Annotated in this window: 11 protein-coding genes; 7 read left to right on the top strand and 4 right to left on the bottom strand. The window is 57.9% G+C overall.

Going from position 1 to position 15,396, the window contains the following annotated elements:
* Window positions 1-21 precede the first annotated feature (21 nt).
* Entirely contained in the window at window positions 22-1,254 is a 1,233-nt protein-coding gene (locus tag CSV91_RS04135; protein WP_232049556.1) for a M20 family metallopeptidase, read from the bottom strand.
* A gap of 211 nt (window positions 1,255-1,465) precedes the next feature.
* Here CSV91_RS04135 and CSV91_RS04130 point away from each other — a divergent pair, with 211 nt between their 5' ends.
* A complete protein-coding gene (locus CSV91_RS04130; protein ID WP_147579379.1) occupies window positions 1,466-2,446 on the top strand; it encodes a hypothetical protein in 981 nt (326 codons plus the stop codon).
* A 349-nt stretch (window positions 2,447-2,795) separates the two neighbouring features.
* Here the strand turns inward: CSV91_RS04130 and CSV91_RS04125 are convergent, their stop codons facing one another.
* The 3 genes from CSV91_RS04125 to CSV91_RS04115 form a co-directional block, all read right to left on the bottom strand.
* Complete coding sequence (locus CSV91_RS04125; RefSeq protein ID WP_099431909.1) at window positions 2,796-3,959, bottom strand: phosphoglycerate dehydrogenase; 1,164 nt, start codon at window positions 3,957-3,959, stop codon at window positions 2,796-2,798.
* A 69-nt stretch (window positions 3,960-4,028) separates the two neighbouring features.
* Entirely contained in the window at window positions 4,029-5,153 is a 1,125-nt protein-coding gene (gene serC / locus CSV91_RS04120) for a 3-phosphoserine/phosphohydroxythreonine transaminase (RefSeq protein WP_099431908.1), read from the bottom strand.
* A gap of 164 nt (window positions 5,154-5,317) precedes the next feature.
* Window positions 5,318-5,599 carry a type II toxin-antitoxin system prevent-host-death family antitoxin gene (locus tag CSV91_RS04115; RefSeq protein ID WP_157757986.1) on the bottom strand — a complete coding sequence of 94 codons (282 nt, stop codon included), beginning with the start codon at window positions 5,597-5,599 and terminating at the stop codon, window positions 5,318-5,320.
* Between the two features lie 340 nt (window positions 5,600-5,939).
* Here CSV91_RS04115 and CSV91_RS04110 point away from each other — a divergent pair, with 340 nt between their 5' ends.
* From CSV91_RS04110 to CSV91_RS04085, 6 genes are all read left to right on the top strand, one after another.
* On the top strand, window positions 5,940-6,590 hold the full coding sequence (locus CSV91_RS04110; RefSeq protein ID WP_147579378.1) for a DUF1819 family protein: 651 nt from the start codon (window positions 5,940-5,942) through the stop codon (window positions 6,588-6,590).
* A 1-nt stretch (window position 6,591) separates the two neighbouring features.
* Entirely contained in the window at window positions 6,592-7,284 is a 693-nt protein-coding gene (locus tag CSV91_RS04105) for a DUF1788 domain-containing protein (protein WP_099431906.1), read from the top strand.
* Window positions 7,285-7,362: 78 nt separating this feature from the next.
* Window positions 7,363-11,022, top strand: a complete 3,660-nt coding sequence (gene brxC / locus CSV91_RS04100) for a BREX system P-loop protein BrxC (RefSeq protein WP_099431905.1) — start codon at window positions 7,363-7,365, stop codon at window positions 11,020-11,022.
* Between the two features lie 66 nt (window positions 11,023-11,088).
* A complete protein-coding gene (gene pglX, locus CSV91_RS04095) occupies window positions 11,089-13,548 on the top strand; it encodes a BREX-1 system adenine-specific DNA-methyltransferase PglX (protein ID WP_099431904.1) in 2,460 nt (819 codons plus the stop codon).
* Between the two features lie 9 nt (window positions 13,549-13,557).
* Window positions 13,558-14,157 carry a hypothetical protein gene (locus CSV91_RS04090; RefSeq protein WP_147579377.1) on the top strand — a complete coding sequence of 200 codons (600 nt, stop codon included), beginning with the start codon at window positions 13,558-13,560 and terminating at the stop codon, window positions 14,155-14,157.
* A gap of 261 nt (window positions 14,158-14,418) precedes the next feature.
* Entirely contained in the window at window positions 14,419-15,387 is a 969-nt protein-coding gene (locus CSV91_RS04085; RefSeq protein ID WP_099431902.1) for a BREX-1 system adenine-specific DNA-methyltransferase PglX, read from the top strand.
* The last annotated feature ends 9 nt before the right edge of the window (window positions 15,388-15,396 follow it).

The raw sequence follows: 15,396 nt of genomic DNA, 5'->3' as shown, positions 1-15,396 counted from the left end.
AGTCGGTTTGTTCGCGGCTTATTATGCCCCAACTTGTCCATTCGCGTCCCAGAGCACGTTATCGGCGAGCGCGATGAGCACGTTTTGGCAGCGAACGATATCGGCATGGGGCACATACTCGTCGGGCTTGTGTGCGAGCGCCAACGAGCCGGGGCCGTAGCTCATACAATTGCGGTTGCCTGTCTTGCCGGCAATGACGGCGGTATCGGTGTAGCCGGTAAAGAAGCCGACGGTCGTGTCCGCGTCCGTCACGCCATCGGCGGCACGCTTGAGCGCTGCTAGAAGGGGAGAGCTCGGGTCGCGCTCGATGGCGGGGCGGTCGCCCGTCACGGTGTAGCTGCCATGGCAACCGGGAACGGCGGCTTCGGCGACGGCGATGGCCTGCTCTACCATGCGCGTCGCGGCGGCCGTATCGGTCGGCGGGGTCAGACGCATGTCGACCCAGACTTTGGCGCGGTCGGGCACGACATAGGGGCGATATCCGCCCTCGATTTGGCCAAACGTGATGGTCGATGGCCCCAGCTTATCGTGCGCGGGCAGCGCCGCAAACGCGCGACGGAGCGAACACACGACCTCGGCCATGGCGGCGACGGCGTCTGCGCCCTTCCAAGGCTGGCTTGCATGAGCCGTGATGCCGGCCATTTCAATCTCGAACCACGTACGCCCCTTGTGCGCCACCTGGATCTGTCCGTCGGTGGGTTCGGTGTCCAGCACCCATTCGCGCGAGCCGACCCAGCCAGCATCGATCGCGGCTTCTGAGCCGCGCATGAAGTCTTCCTCGTCGACCGAGCAGATGAGCGAAAAGCCGCGGCGTGGCAGCGCGCCATCCGCCGCCACGCGCTCGAGTGTGTGGGCAAGCGCGGTAATGGCGCAAGCCAGGCCGCCCTTCATGTCGCAGGCACCGCGGCCATAGAGTTTGTCGTTGCGCACAACCGCCCCAAGCGGTGCGATGTCCGCGTCCCAGCCATTGCCCAAGGTAACGGTATCCATGTGGCAGATGTAGACGAGCCGTGGCTCGTCGCTCAAACCGGGCACGGTGATCATAAGGTTGCGGCGTCCGGGGAGCACCTCAAGCTCCTCAACCCGTATGGCATCGAGTGTCGGGTGGTTCAACCGTGCCAGCCGTTCCTCAACCAGCGCTTTGATATACCGCTCAATTTCATCCTCATACGCGCCCGGGTCTGAGCTGTCAATCCGCACAAGCTCCTGCGCAAGCCGCCAGGCAAAGTCCTCATCAACCATATGCAACCTCACAATCAGTCTGCTTTCCAAACCGATTGTAAGCCTCCCGAGAGATTCGTGACGTGCGCGCAGCAGTATTTACCGTTCGCAGGCCGAGCCAGCGCGTTTGCCGTCCGAGCGGGTTCACAAACGGCGCGGTGGGTACGTAGCCTTTATGGATGACATGCTGTGCGACATATCTGCCTTTCGGTATCACCGGATACCTCCACAGGTCTTGGCGATAATGCCGGACCTGCCCGATTCTGTAGACGATCCGCGCAGGGAGCATCTTTGTGAGCACCCGCTCGTCAAGCATTTCCTGGGCACCCCGTTACACGTGTTGGCGCAGGGCGGCTGCGGGCGTAAGGGCGATCGCATTGTCAGGCATGTTTGGAACGGGGAGAGGCCGTTTGATTCCGTGCGGCAGACAGAGTTTGGCCTCGATGTCGCGTCCCCACTCTTTACCCTGCTGTCCCTGGCTTCCTCGGTCTCAAACGAGCGTCTGATTATGTGCATGTATGAGATGTGCGGCACCTTTGCCGTGTGCAAGATTGCGCCTCAGGTAAAGTCGGCACTTGTGCAGGCATATGGGGGCCGGTGGGGTGACGCACGGTTGGGCTGGGAAAACGTAAAGGATGCCTCGGGGAATCCAACGGACTTGTGGAAACGACCTCCCTTGATTGAGCTCTCTGAGCTTGCAGAGTACGTCAATAAGATCCGGGGGCTCTGCGGCGCTAAATCGTTCACGCGTGCCGCGAAATGCATTACGGGGGTGGCGGCATCGCCGCTCGAGGTCCAGGCTTCGATGCTGTTTGGCCTTACGAGGTTGCGCGGCGGCGAAGGGCTGCGCCTTACCAATAACGTTGAGATTCGCATGACGCGCAGTGCTCGCCTGATTTCGGGGCTTGATAGGCGCTATGCGGATATTCTGCTGGCAAATAAGGACGGCAGCCGAGAGTGCCTGGTTGAATGCCAAGGTAAAGCCATTCACGGATCCATAGAATCCAAGATCTCGGACTCCGATCGAACGACGGCGCTGCAAGCCATGGGATATCCCGTCGTTTTGATGACCTATGGTCAGCTGGCCGACTCCGATGCCTTCCGCGTGGTGATGGAGCTCATCATGTCCTATCTCGATGTGCCGCTGAAAGACAAGACACCGCGGCAGCAGGAGCTCGAACGGCGGCTTCGTGAGGAGATTTTTATCAATTGGGCGGAAATGTAGTCGCGCGGGTGGAAAACGGTCGCGTGAACTAGAGTTTTGGGCGCGAAAAAGGCTTCAGTTTCGCCTTGGAAGGGCTTTAAAAATACTATCCAAAACAAGTTGTTTCGGAAAATCGACAGTCAACTTGAATGTGATATATAGAGATCGATTTTTACCTACTAAAGCCCCTGATAAAGCTGTTTATCAAAGCAGGTGTGCTCAGTGATTTGGGTGGGACTGTCGATTATCCGAAAAAACTTATTATGGATAGCATTTTCAAAACCAGCCGGAGCAACAAAATCGGCCCCCGTTTCGTGAAAACGGGGGCCGAATGGGCTTCATGGCCTGCCTGGCAGGCTTGGCACCGGCGCTATTTGATCACACGCACGCGATACATCGACGGAATCTGCTTGAGAGCCTCGATGGTGCTGCCGTCCAGGTGCTCGTCCGTGTCGAACATGGTGTAGGCGTTCTCGCCGGCGGACTCGTTGGTCATTCGCTGCACGTTGGCATTGTCCTTGGCCAGGATTGCCGTGATCTGGCCGATCATGTTGGGCACGTTGGCGTGCAGGCAGGCGATGCGGCTCGCAGCGCGCGCCTTGCCCATGCTGCAGGCGGGGTAGTTGACGCTGTGCGCGATGTTACCGTTCTCCAGGTAATCCTTGAGCTCGCTGATGGCCATGTCGGCACAGTTGGCCTCGGCCTCGCCGGTGCCGGCGCCCGAGTGCGTGGTGATAAACGTATTGGGCATCCTGACGGTCTTGGGCGTGGCGAAGTCGCAGCTAAACCAGCTGAGCTTGCCCTCGCGCAGAGCGGCGTCAACGGCGTCCTCGTCAATGATGGTCTCGCGTGCGTAGTTGATGAGCACAGCGTCGGGTGCCAGCAGGTTAATCTGCTCGGTGCTGATCATGCCGATGGTGTCGGCCTTGCTGGGTACGTGCACGGTGAGGTAGTCGCAGCCGCGGCAGAGGTCCTCGAGCGTACCCACGCGCTGCACCTCGCGGCTCAGCACCCACGCATGCTCGACGGAAATGAACGGATCGTAGCCGTATACGTCCATGCCCAGGTCGACGCAGGCGTTGGCGACCTTGGAGCCTACGTTGCCCAGACCGATGACACCGATGCGCTTGCCCTTGAGCTCGCGGCCCACAAAGGCCTTCTTGGCCTTTTCGGCGTCGACCTGGATCTCGGGGTCGTCGGCGTTGTCGCGCACCCAGTTCATCGACTGCACCACGCCACGGCTCGAAAGCACCAGCATGCCCAGGACGAGCTCCTTGACGGCGTTGCTGTTGGCGCCGGGGGAGTTAAAGACGACGACGCCCTTCTTGGCATACTCCTCGACGGGGATGTTGTTGACGCCGGCGCCGCAGCGGGCGATGGCGCGGGTGCCTTCGGGCAGCTCGTAGCCGTGCAGGTCGGTGGAGCGCATCAGGATGGCGTCTGCCTCCTCGGCGGTGCCCACAAACTCGTAGCCCTCGCCAAACTCGACCTTGCCGTCCTTGGTGATGTCGTCGATGGTTTTAATTTTGCGCATGGAAAACTCCTTAGCAGGTTTGTTTAAAACAAGTGGTTTGAAGTGGCTGGTCGGCCCGCGCGTTGCGGGCTAGTTAGATCGCGGACTCAAACTATGCTGCGCTTCGAAGTTCTTCATGTACGAGGCCAGTGCCTGCACGTCTTCCATGGTTACGGCGTTGTAGACGCTGGCGCGCATGCCGCCCACCAGGCGATGGCCCTTGACGTTTTGAATCTGGTGCTCGGCGGCGCCTGCAACAAAGGCCGCATCGAGCTCGGCGTCGCCGGTGCGGAAGGTGACGTTGGCGATGGAGCGGCTGTCGGCCTGTGTGGTGCCATGGAACAGCTCGCTGTGCTCGAGCAGGTCGTAGAGCAGGTTGGCTTTGGCCCAGTTGCGCTCGGCCATGGCGACAAGTCCACCGGTCTGCTCCACCCAATGGAACACCTTGCCGCATACGTAGATACCAAAGGTGTTAGGCGTATTGAGCATGGATCCCTTGGCGGCCTGGGTCTTGAGGTCCAGGTACTGCGGCGTCTGCGCAAAGGCGGGGCCATCTGCGATGAGGTCGTCGCGCACGATGACCACGGTCACGCCCGCGGCGCCGGCGTTTTTCTGCGCGCCGGCGTAAATGAGCCCGTAGCGCTCGACGTCGAGCGGCTGCGACAGAAAGCAGCTCGAGACATCGGCGACCAGCGGCACATCGCCGCAGCTGGGCAGCTCGTGGTACATGGTGCCAAAGATGGTGTTGTTCTGGCAGATGTAGACGTAGTCGAGCCCATCGCCCTCGGCCTCGGCGGCAATGCGCGCGTTGATATTGGCCATGGTGGGAATGCGGTCGAAATTGGTGTCCTCTGAGCTCGCGAGCAGCACGGCCTCGCCGTACTTGGCAGCCTCTTTGTACGCCTTGTTGGCGAAGTTGCCGGTCACGACGTAGCCGGCGCGGCCGCGGCGCATGAGGTTCATGGGGATGCCCGCAAACTGTAGCGTGGCACCGCCCTGCAAAAACAGGACACGGTAGTTGTCGGGGATGCTCAGCAGACGGCGCAGGGTTGCCTCGGCGTCGTCGATGATCTGCTGGTACATGCTAGATCGATGGCTCATCTCGAGCACGGACATGCCGCAACCGCGGTAGTCCATCATCTCGTCGGCGATCTCGGCGAGCACGCTTGTAGGCAGCGCGGCCGGGCCAGCTGAGAAGTTGTGCACACGTGCCATCTTCTAGTTCCCCCTCGTAGTCGTTTGAACGTTCGGGATACTTTAGCACAGTGGAGCGCCGGGCGCGACCGCATCACGGTAAAACTCGAGTGTGCCGCTATGATTTACAGGATGGTTACATGGGGGAGGGGCGACCTTACCTGATGGCTCGCATCCGATCTGCCTCAGCTTTTGCGATCTGCCTCAGCTTTTGCTTGTTTCCAGGGGCGCACACGACCGTTGGTGAGGTCGTCGTAACCACGAGCGATGGTACGTTGAATGTGATCTTCGCGTTCCTGAATGGTGGTTAGTGCGCGCGTCTGATCGCCATAGGCCTCGGCATCCATGACGACAAGCGACGCCGACCCGTTTTTGGTTAGGCAGACGGGCTCTTTGGTCTTGCGGCAGCTCTCTGCAATAGCGCCAGAGTTGCGCTGCAGATCGGAAATAGGCTTTACGACAGGCATACGAAACTCCTTACATAGAATCATATGTAGAACTCTATGTTGAATATAGCGGAGGGTGGCGTTGGGCGTGTGCGTGCCTGCATTCGTAAGCGCGGTTGTCTGGCAAGTGTGATTTGGGGCGACCTCGTTAAAGTTTCTAAGCTGCGAAAATGACCGTTAACCGGATTAAATTTTGTTGCTCAACATTTGAAACTCTGGGCGTGGTAACTTTTTTACCAACAGGTATGATTATTGTCATGTGCGCCGCGCCTGCCTGCCGGGTTGCGGCGCACTTGTGACAGCCTTTGACACCCTTGGAGCGTGTACTGTGGATGTAACCACAAAAAGCGTTCGGGGGGGGGTGCTCACCCGCGAGCAATTCCTCCCGCATGAGATGCGCATCGTCGCTGCCCTTCGTATGCAGGGCGCAAGCGACGAGCAGGTCATTGTACGCGTAAAGAGCGAGAACCTCTTTCAATATCCCACGGAGCGCATGGTCGCCAACCGCGCAACCGTGTGCCTTCGCCGCCTTGACACCATGGTGCCCACGGACGCCGTATGCGCCGCGCGCGGCATCGACCCCAAAACCGCCGTCGAGGCTGCGTCATCCCTAACCAGGCTCATGGCATCCGGCACTCCCACGCAGGCGGACCAGGCCATCTTCTACAGCATGATCTGCCGCTACGATATCGTGCGCGAGCTCGTGCTCGTCGAGGTAGGGGAGCGCCTACAAAACTTCGATTGTGCCTTTACGGCGGTTGACCTCAACGCCTTTATGACACGCTTTACCACGGAGTATCCGGACGCGGCCCGCTGGACTGAGGCCACGGTCAAGCGCATTAAGGGCTCGCTCCGCCAGACGCTCCGCCATGCCGGCCTTATCGGCGAGGGCCAGGGCCCGGAGTCCGAGCGCCTGTCACCACTCTTCCTCGATTCCGATGTCGAGCGAGCCTTGGTTCAGCTGGGCGAGCAGTCGCTTATCGCGGCCCTTACCGGCAGGGCAGTGATGTAGCGTGGCTCCCGTCGAAAGTGCCGTCGGCCCTGTTATCACCCCGGCGACCGATCTCACTACCAATATCGGCATCCATTCCCGCAAGAGCGTCGTGGCGGCGCATGCCCGCTCCGAGCACGCCTGTCAGGAATTTGAGCGCCGTGCGCAGCTTCTGCGCGAGTGCCTGTGCAGCGAGGACTTTTTGGCCAACAAGGGCATAGGCAATGAGATCGGCTTCCACACTTTTTGCTATGACCCCGCGCTGGAGTTTGAGGCGCGTGCATTATTTGACACCCTTTCACGCGATGCCGAGGCCGACAAGCTTCCGTGCACGCTCAAGGTCGTGAACCTTTACGACGCCGTGCTGGCCATTCTCGAAAAGCGCCGTGTCCTCAAGGCTATCCCGCACCAAGAGGAGCGCCGCGGTACCCAGCGCGTGCTCGAGGACGTGGCCAAGTTCGCCTCGCCCGAGAAAGTCGCCGCGTACATCCTTGAGCAGACCGAGCCGCACGCGCCTGGAGACGTCGTTCTCCTCACCGGCGCGGGCGAGGTTTTCCCGTTCTTTCGCATACACACGCTTCTCCACTGCATGCTTGCGGATTTTGATGAGGTGCCTGTGGTCGCCGCCTATCCGGGCAGTTTCAACGGCTCTTCTTTCCAGCTCTTTAACCGTCTGCCGGCCGACAACTACTACCGCGCCATCGATATCTCGTAAGCACGGCTCCTCGCAGGCAAGTCCCTGCCGCCGGTAACAACCCTTTGCCATAACGTTCCCAAACCCAAAGGAGCACCCATGGACAACACGATCATTCGCGACCTCTTTGCTAAAGACATCAACCGCTCCATCAACGGCGTGGTCAAGGTCCAGGATTCAAAAGATGGGTCCATCCGCCAGGAGCTTGACGAGTACGTGGTGACGCGCGAGTTGCAGAGGCACTTTGCCACGTTCTTCAAGGCCTACGGCGATGCCATCGATGTGCCCACCGACAAGATCGGTGTGTGGATCAGTGGTTTCTTCGGTTCCGGTAAATCGCACTTCCTCAAGATGCTTAGCTACCTGCTCGAGAATCGCCAGATCGGCGGCAAGAGCGCCATCCGCTACTTTGACGGCAAGATCGTCGACCCCATGGTCGAGGCTGCCATGGAGCGCGCCTGCTCGGTGTCCACGCAGGCCATCCTCTTTAACATCGATAGCAAGGCGGGCCAGTGGAAGCAGGGCGATACGGCTCCCACGGCGCTGCTTCGCGGCTTTGAGCGCATGTTCTACGAGGCGCGCGGCTTCTACGGCGAGGACCTAAAGCTTGCAAAGCTCGAGGAACACATCGATTCCCTGGGCAAGACCCAGGAGTTCCGCGAGGCCTTTGAGCGCGTCAACGGCGAGTCCTGGCTCCAGACCCGCGACACCTACAGCTACTTTGAGGACGACGTCGTCGAGGTGCTGCAGAGCGTGCTCGGCATGAGCGAAAAGGCCGCATGGAACTGGCTTGAGGGTTCTGAGGACGAGGTTTTGGCTCCCGATGTCTTTGCCAAAAAGGTCAAGGACTACGTAGACGCTCAGGCAGCGGCCCACGGCGGCAACTACCGTTTGCTCTTTATGGTCGACGAGGTGGGTCAGTTTATTACAAACGACCGGGATCCAAGCCTTATGTTGAGTCTTCAGACCATCGTCGAGGAGCTGGGTGCCGCCTGCGGTGGCCGCGTGTGGGTGATGGTCACGAGCCAGGAGGCCATCGACAACCTGAGTCTGCCCGTGGGCAACGACTTTTCAAAGATCCAAGGCCGCTTCAATACCCGCCTTTCGCTCTCCAGCTCCAGCGTGGACGAGGTTATCCAGCGCCGTGTGCTCGAGAAGACCGCACCGGCGGCCGATACACTTGCCCAACTCTATAAGCAGGACTCCGCCGTCCTCAAAAATAACTTCACCTTTGAAGAGTCGCGCGCCGATCTTGCGGGCTATGCCAACGCCAAGGAGTTTGTCGCCAGCTACCCGTTTGTGGGCTATCAGTTTAAGCTCCTGCCCGACGTCATGACCGAGGTGCGCAAGCACGGTGTCAAGGCCAAGCACATGTCCACGGGCGAGCGTTCCATGCTGAGCGCTTTCCAGGAGAGTGCTCAGGCTATCCAGCATGAGCAGACCGGCGCGCTCGTGCCGTTCTGGCGTTTCTTCGACACAATCTCCAAGGATCTGGAGCACGGCATCATTCAGGTCGTTGTCTGTGCGGAGCGCGCGTCTGAAAACGCAGAAGGTCTTGAGAGCTACGATGTCCGGGTGCTTAAGCTCCTGTACTTGATCCGCTACATCGGCTACGTTAAGGCCTCGGTCGAGAACATCTCCATCTTCATGATTGATAGCCTGGACGTGGACAAGCGCGCCCTCAAGGACCGCGTCAAGGAATCTCTCGCCCGCTTGGAGCGCGAAAACTACGTTGCGCGCCAGGGTGATACCTACAGCTTCCTTACCGACGAGGAGCAGGAAATTGCGCAGGAGATTGCGCAGACTCCGATTGACAACGCTAAGGTGATCGAGTCTATCAAGAAGCGCCTGTTCGATAGCATCTACACTGCGCGCAAGCTCAATCGCGGGACCAACGACTTCCCCTTTGACCGCTACGTGGATGGCTCGATTCATGGATCCAACATGGGCGGCATGGAACTATCCGTGGTGACTATGGCCAGCGATCTGGGCCGTGCGGACGATGCCGAGCTGGCATTGAAATCCGTGGATAAGGCCATCGTGGCCTTGAGCGACGAGGTGGATTATTGGGCCCCACTCGTCAACGCCGCTAAGATTTGCATGTACGCCCAGACGCGCAACCTGCAGGAGCTACCGCCGAGTACCCGCCAGATTGTCGAGGCCAAAATGCGCGAGAAGGACTTTAACGAGAAAGAGGCTGACATCCTTTTGAGCGAGGCCGTGCTCCATGCACGTTGTGCGGTCGATGGCCGCATGGTTGAGGTCCGCGCGGCCAAGCCCGCCCAGGTCTTTGAGCAGGTGCTGGCGCAGCTGTGCGACGTAATCTTTAGTAAGGCTGGCTATATCGGCGCGCCGGTCAAGGACGATTCCGATATCCGCTCCACGCTGGCGGGCAACATTCAAACTGGGCTCGATGGCATGGACGCTGGGAATGCGCGCGCCCTTAAGGAGGTTGAAGATTACCTCCGAGTTCAGCATCAGCGTCACTTGGATACCGCTATGGGCGATATTCAGCGCAAGTACCAGCAAAAGCCCTATGGCTGGCGCGAGATCAATATCGCAAATGTGGTGGCGCAGCTTGTGGTGGAGCAGCGCGCGCAGGTGCTGTTTGGCGGTCAGACGGTTCAAGCTGACGACAGCCGCATGGTGGCGCTCCTGCGCAAGGATGCCGATAAGGCCCAGGTGCGCTTGCGCATGCGCATGAGCGACCGGTTGCTACGCGCCACGGGCGAACTCATGTGTGACCTGTTTGATCTCAAGACCGTGCCCTCCAACGAGGATAAGCTCGTGGCCGAGCTCAAAGAGCGCCTTGAGGGCTTGCGCGAGGCGTGCCTCGCCATGGCACGCGACTACTACACGGGCATCAAACCGGCCTACCCGTATCCCGGTGAGGACGAGTGCGAGAAGATGCGCTCGGAGGTGGCCGACGTCCTTAAGGACCAGAACGAGGCCGAGGCGTTCTTGACCACGTTCACCAAGCATGAGGAGCGTTTGCTCGATGCCAAGGAAGACTTTGACAAGGTGGTTGAGTTCTTCGAGTCCAATCAACGAACAGCGTTTGACCACGCCAGGGATTTCTTGAACCGCACCGAGGGTATCGAGTATGCCTCCGATGACATTCCCGGTGCGGTGGAGAACGTGGCAACGGTTCGTGAGATCCTCAAAGATCCCAAGCCCTACGGCCGTATTAAAGACCTGCAGCCGCTTATGGACCCCGTCGAGGATGACATGAAAAAGCTGTTGGGCATCCGCCGCAATGAGTTTTTGTGTCGCATCGAGAGCGATCTGCAAGACCTGCGGGCGCAGGCCGAGAGTCAAAAGGGCTTTGTCAATCAGGCCAAGGATGCCATAGCAGACGCCGGCACCAAATACGAGTCGTTCAAAAACCGTGTCCACAGCGCTCAAAGTCTCAACGAACTGAGCGTTGTTGCAACTAACTGGGGCGACTGGCTCAGTGCGGCGGCCAACGAGATGTACGACGCTGTGGATGAGGCCCGCGTGCGTATGAACAACGAGCGCCGCACCACCGAGGTCATGAGTACGGGCGAGGTGGTCAAGAAGGTCTCCAACAAGGGCGCCGCATCGTCTGCTCCCGTGCCCGCGCCCAAGCCCCAGCGCAAGATCAAGACTGTGCGCCGCGCCGATCTGGCCAAGCCGAGTCGTCTCTTGTCCGCAGAGGACGTGGAGCGCTACGTGGACGACCTGCGCTCCCGCCTTATGCAGGCGCTCGCTGCAAACGACGAGATCCGTATCAACTAACCCGCGGAGCCACCGGTGCCAAAGCGCGCACCGGTGGCTTATGGCGTTTAGAAAGGCTCATCAACCATGAACGATTCTGCTCTTAAGAGCTTCTGCACCTGGGCCCGTACGGAGCTCATCAAAGGCGTGGAGGCGCAGATGGTGCGTTACGGCATCACCGAACCTGCACCCGCGCCCGTTGGGTCCGAGACCGTCAACTGCCTACCCCTAAGTCCGGCTGAGATTGAGCAACGCGACGAACTGCTGCGCATGCAGGCAGAGGTGGGTCACGAGGCGCTGCGCGACCGTGCGGCCTACACCTGGTTCAACCGCATCGTGGCCATTCGCTTCATGGATGCATGCGGATGGCTTCCCAGCCGTATGCGCATGCTAAGTCGCGCGGACGGCAGCCATGGCAGCGAGGCCGTGGAGAACGCACTGGACGTGGAAATAACGACGGCCGATACTGATCGCATAGCCGAGCTCAAGATGGCGGGCTTGGATGAACCGTTGTGGCGCTACCTGTTTGTTGCTCAGTGCGAGGAGCTTGCCGATTGCCTGCCGGGCGTCTTTGAACGCGTGGGCGGAGCCATGGAGCTGCTGTTGCCCCAGGGCCTCATGATGGCTGACAGTGTGGTGGGCAAACTCAATGCCGTCCTCACTGACGAGGACTGGCGCGAGGGCGTAACCGTTCTGGGCTGGATGTATCAGTACTACAACGCCGACGTTAAAGACGAGTTCTTCAAGTCCAAGCGCAAGGCAGCGGCGGCGGACATCGCGCCCGCCACGCAGCTCTTCACCCCCGAGTGGATCGTGCGCTATATGGTCGAGAACTCGCTCGGCCGTCTGTGGATGCTCAACAATCCGGGGAGTTCGCTACGCGAGCGCATGGAGTATTACATCGAGCCCGATGCTGAGCACGAGGACTTCATTCGCATTTCGAGTCCCGAGGAGATAACCCTCTGCGACCCCGCATGCGGCTCGGGCCATATCTTGGTCTATGCGTTTGAGCTGCTCTTCCATATGTACGAGGAGCGCGGCTATCGTGAGCGCGAGATTCCCGAGCTCATTCTTACTAAAAACCTCGCAGGCATGGAAATCGATTCCCGCGCGGCACAGATCGCGGAGCTGGCGCTTGCCATGTGCGCCCGCGAGCACGACCGTCGCTTCTTTAGGCGTGGCGTTCGCGCCGACGTTACCGTGCTCTCGAGCATCCCGCTAGGGGAGGACGAGCTGCCGGGTAACAAGAAGCTCGCCGAGGAGCTGAGTCATTTGGGCGAGATTGGTTCGCTGCTCAATCCTTCAGAGGACGAGATCGACGAGCTCAAGGCTGCCGCCGCGAGTTGTTCCGATGACCTTTTTGCCGCTACGGCCAAAACTAAGCTCGAAAGCGCTGCCGCCATCTGCGAGAAGCTGTCCCGTCGTTTTACCTGCACCGTTGCGAATCCTCCGTATATGGGCAGCAGCAGCTTTAATCCATTCATGAGCAAGTGGATCAAGAAGAACTACCCCGACGTGAAGAGCGACCTGTTCTCCAGTTTTGTCGTTCGCATGTTCAAATTTGCTAAAGATCATGGTGAGTGCGGCGTAATGTCGCCTTTCGTCTGGATGTTTATCGGAAGTTACGAGAAGCTCCGCAACGAGATTATCAACGACAGAACGCTGACTTCTCTCATCCAGCTTGAGTACTCGGGCTTTGCTGGCGCTACTGTGCCCATCTGTACCTATACGTTCCACAACTCATTCATTAAGGGCTACAAGGGCGGCTATGTTCGCCTTTCTGACTTCGTTGGAGCTGCTGCCCAGGCCCCCAAGGCCCTCGAGGCAATCCAAAACCCCGACTGCGGCTGGTTCTACCGCCGCGATGCCGATACCTTCAAGCAAATCCCCGGCACCCCCATAGCCTACTGGGCCAGTGACGGGTTACTCTCTGCTTTCTCTTTGGGCCACTCCGTTGGCGATTATTCGGACTATACAGGGTCTCAAAATAAAACAGGCGACAACAATTTATATTTGCGCTTGTTTTGGGAGGTCGGCGCGCGTTCGGTTGGGCGAAAAGGCTCATGGGCTACTTACTCAAAGGGCGGCGACTTTCGTCGATGGTTTGGCAATCTTCATTGGTTGGTTTCGATCAAAAAGGACGCAATTGAGTTTTACCAGAGTAATCCGACCTCCAATTTACTGGCGTCAAAATATTGGTTCAGTGAAGGCGTTTGTTACACAATGCTGACATCAGGCAAGCCGAGTTTCAGGCTGTTGCCGCCGACGGGCGGATTTGACATGGCCGGCCCATGCATTTGTGGCCTGGGCTCAAGCGAGAACTGGACCCTAGGTTTCCTTAATTGCTCTATTGCCGCCGATGCCCTCAGCATGCTTAACCCTACTCTTAACATGCAGGCGAGAGACATCAAAGCACTTCCCATGCTTATTTCCGCTGAGTATAAACCGGCAATTAATAGTCTGGTCGATAGCAATGTGTCCATTTCAAAAAATGATTGGGACTCGTTTGAAACCTCTTGGGATTTCAAACGTAACCCTTTGGTTTAGGTGGGGTTCATGTTTGAATATATTTCAGCAAATGAAGTTGTCTTTGTTGAGACGAATCCTGCATGGGTCAAAAACGGTATGACGTGCAAGTCTTTGGGCCCTATACTTTCGCCGCTTCTAAGGTTCTTTGTTGTCGAAACTCCCGCTCCGGGATTGTCCAACAGAAGCGTTTCGGTCTCTGAATACGGATGGGATGCTCCTTGGAGAAAGCCTCAATATTTGAATAAAAAGCTAAAGGCAGCAAGCTCAAATAAGTCTTTATATTGGTCTGCCGCGGCTGTTGGTGATATGGAACAGGCTTTGCGTAATGCTGATTTGTTTGATTGCGCTGGCATCGAGTCAAAGCCCTTCGAGTCTGCTGTCTTTTATGATGCCAAAAGCAATCAAACGATCAGTTTGTTTTATCACTTACGAAATGGATTTGCTCACGGCAGATTCTGTGCATTTAAGTCAAAGGGCGATATATGGTTCGCTATCGAGGATGTTGCGGGAAAACGAAAGGATGACCCGGCAGGTGACATCAAAAGACTCACTGCAAGAATTCTAATCAAGAATTCGACTCTATGTAAATGGATGAAGCTGATAAAGGCTGGGCCTGATATTCGTTAATGGGTTTCAGCTCGTGTCCGGGTATTTAGTTGGCTTTAACTAGTGAGCTGAGAAATGATATCAAGTTGTCTTTCCTTTACGCTTGATGCAGTTCGCAGGGTTTGGCTTGCGACTTCATGAGTCACTAGTGCGTTTTTGCAAATGCCCGATGCGGTGAATAGCTTTTCCAGAAGTCGATCGGTAAGGTCGGGGTATTTTTGGAGATTTCGGTCCCTTAGTTTAAGCCTCTTGACAACTCATCAACAATGAAAGGATGGCCTCATGGCCACTTTACTTCAAGATAAATACGAGGCTCGCAAGGCCGAGGTTAATGCTCGCTTTGAGCAGCTTCGCGCTAACGAGGAAGAGCTCAACCGAATCTTTGCCAAGATCTACAACATGGAGGGTGAGGTGCCCATAGAGGTCGAGGATAAGTACGTTTCGGTGGCTCGCATCTTCGATACCGCCGACGAGATTCCCGAGAGCTATAAGGGCAACAAATACGTGCGTACCAAGCGCGACGAGATCACCTCGCTCATAAGCTATGCCGTGGGCTGCATGTTCGGCCGCTATTCGCTGGACGTGGACGGTCTGGTTCTGGCCGACCAGGGTGCCACGGTCTCTGACTATCTGGCCAAGATGCCCGATCCCGAGAACGTGACCTTTATGCCCGATGGCGACAACGTGCTGCCCATTACCGACGATGAGTACTTTGACGACGACATCGTGCGTTACTTTATCGACTTTGTGCGCACCGCGTACGGCGAGGAAACGCTCGAGCAGAACCTGGCCTTTATTGCCGAGGCGCTCGGCGGCAAGGGTACCTCGCGCGAGGTAATCCGCACCTACTTTTTGAAGGACTTCTTTAAGGACCACTGCCAGACCTATAAGAAGCGCCCCATCTACTGGCTGTTCGACAGCGGCAAGAAGAACGGCTTCAAGTGCCTTGTTTACATGCATCGCTACCAGCCTGACCTGTTGGCTCGCATCCGCACCGACTATGTGCATGAGCAGCAGGAGCGCTATCGTGCCCAGATCGGGTATGCCAACGATGCCCTTGTCAGTGCCGAGCGCGGCGAGCGCGTGCGCTTGGATAAGCGCATCAAAAAGCTCAACGACCAGCTCAAAGAGACCATTGCCTACGAGGAGAAACTGCACCACTTGGCAGACCAGATGATTAAGATCGACCTGGATGACGGCGTCAAGGTCAACTACGCCAAGTTTCAGGATGTGCTGGCGAAGATTAAGTAACTGCAGATA

It is taken from the genome of Collinsella aerofaciens (assembly GCF_002736145.1).
GTDB lineage: Bacteria > Actinomycetota > Coriobacteriia > Coriobacteriales > Coriobacteriaceae > Collinsella > Collinsella aerofaciens_A.
This window is presented reverse-complemented; position numbering and strand designations above follow the sequence as displayed.

Bases quoted from the DNA above. Each gene is read 5' to 3' on its own strand.
- serC (WP_099431908.1), bottom strand. From the start codon at position 5,153: ATGGCACGTGTGCACAACTTCTCAGCTGGCCCGGCCGCGCTGCCTACA.
- CSV91_RS04125 (WP_099431909.1), bottom strand. From the start codon at position 3,959: ATGCGCAAAATTAAAACCATCGACGACATCACCAAGGACGGCAAGGTC.
- CSV91_RS04115 (WP_157757986.1), bottom strand. From the start codon at position 5,599: ATGCCTGTCGTAAAGCCTATTTCCGATCTGCAGCGCAACTCTGGCGCT.
- CSV91_RS04090 (WP_147579377.1), top strand. From the start codon at position 13,558: ATGTTTGAATATATTTCAGCAAATGAAGTTGTCTTTGTTGAGACGAAT.
- brxC (WP_099431905.1), top strand. From the start codon at position 7,363: ATGGACAACACGATCATTCGCGACCTCTTTGCTAAAGACATCAACCGC.
- pglX (WP_099431904.1), top strand. From the start codon at position 11,089: ATGAACGATTCTGCTCTTAAGAGCTTCTGCACCTGGGCCCGTACGGAG.
- CSV91_RS04130 (WP_147579379.1), top strand. From the start codon at position 1,466: ATGCCGGACCTGCCCGATTCTGTAGACGATCCGCGCAGGGAGCATCTT.
- CSV91_RS04085 (WP_099431902.1), top strand. From the start codon at position 14,419: ATGGCCACTTTACTTCAAGATAAATACGAGGCTCGCAAGGCCGAGGTT.